Annotated in this window: 1 protein-coding gene; it reads right to left on the bottom strand. The window is 47.0% G+C overall.

Going from position 1 to position 670, the window contains the following annotated elements; all coding sequences use genetic code 11:
- Positions 1 to 670 (bottom strand): hypothetical protein (locus tag ACKTR2_RS10345; protein WP_407885060.1); only part of this gene is annotated, 670 nt, incomplete at both ends.

Genomic DNA, 670 nt, shown 5'->3' with positions numbered 1-670 from the left:
CCAGTATTGCTGTCACCGGTGTTGTTTGAACCCGAGTTCGAATTCCCAGTGTTGGAATCACCAGTGTTATTAGAGCCACTGTTCGAGTTACCCGTGTTGCTGTCACCAGTGTTATTTGAACCTGAGTTCGAGTTACCGGTGTTGCTATCACCAGTATTGTTCGAACCACTGTTCGAATTACCTGTGTTGCTATCACCAGTGTTATTCGAGCCGCTGTTACTGTTCCCAGTATTACTGTCACCAGTGTTGTTGTTACCAGTGTTGTTTGAACCTGAGTTCGAATTACCTGTGTTGGAATCACCAGTGTTATTCGAGCCAGAGTTACTGTTCCCAGTATTACTGTCACCAGTGTTGTTCGAACCACTGTTCGAGTTACCTGTGTTGCTGTCACCAGTGTTATTCGAGCCAGAGTTACTGTTCCCAGTGTTGCTATCACCGGTGTTATTCGAGCCGGAGTTCGAGTTACCGGTGTTGCTGTCACCAGTATTGTTCGAACCACTGTTCGTATTACCACTGTTTGAGTTCCCGGTGTTGTTGTTACCAGTGTTATTCGAGCCACTGTTGGAGTTCCCAGTGTTGTTGTTACCAGTGTTATTCGAGCCGGAGTTCGAGTTACCGGTGTTGCTGTCGCCGGTGTTGTTTGAACCTGAGTTCGAATTACCTGTGTTGG

The sequence above is a fragment of the Furfurilactobacillus curtus genome (genome assembly GCF_045862785.1).
GTDB lineage: Bacteria > Bacillota > Bacilli > Lactobacillales > Lactobacillaceae > Furfurilactobacillus > Furfurilactobacillus curtus.
The sequence above is the reverse complement of the archived record's forward strand: the minus strand, read 5'-3'. Positions and strand labels throughout refer to the sequence as shown.